Source organism: Novosphingobium sp. CCH12-A3, from assembly GCF_001556015.1.
GTDB lineage: Bacteria > Pseudomonadota > Alphaproteobacteria > Sphingomonadales > Sphingomonadaceae > Novosphingobium > Novosphingobium subterraneum.
The window spans coordinates 1-252 of the sequence record NZ_LSIA01000009.1; the positions used below are offsets into that span (position 1 = coordinate 1).

The following is a 252-nucleotide window of genomic DNA, read 5'->3' on the forward strand; positions in this document are numbered from 1 at the left end:
GCGGCGGGGAAGGGGACCAAGTTCGCCAGCGTCGATGCGCTGATGGCGGACCTCCATGCGGACGATTGATCGTTCGACCCGGTTCAAGCGCGACTACAAGCGGGAATCAAAGGGCCGGCATCGAGCGACCCTCGATGCCGATCTTCTGCCCGTCCTGGCCGCGCTCGCGACCGACACGCCGCTTGATCCCAAATACCGCGACCATGATCTGAGCGGCGATTGGGCGGGCTACCGCGATTGCCACGTCAAGCC

Annotated in this window: 1 protein-coding gene; it reads left to right on the forward strand. The window is 65.1% G+C overall.

Annotated elements, in window-relative coordinates; genetic code table 11:
• Positions 1 to 55: 55 nt before the first annotated feature.
• The coding region (locus AX703_RS00175) for a type II toxin-antitoxin system YafQ family toxin (RefSeq protein ID WP_062341754.1) at positions 56 to 252 on the forward strand (197 nt) is incomplete at its 3' end.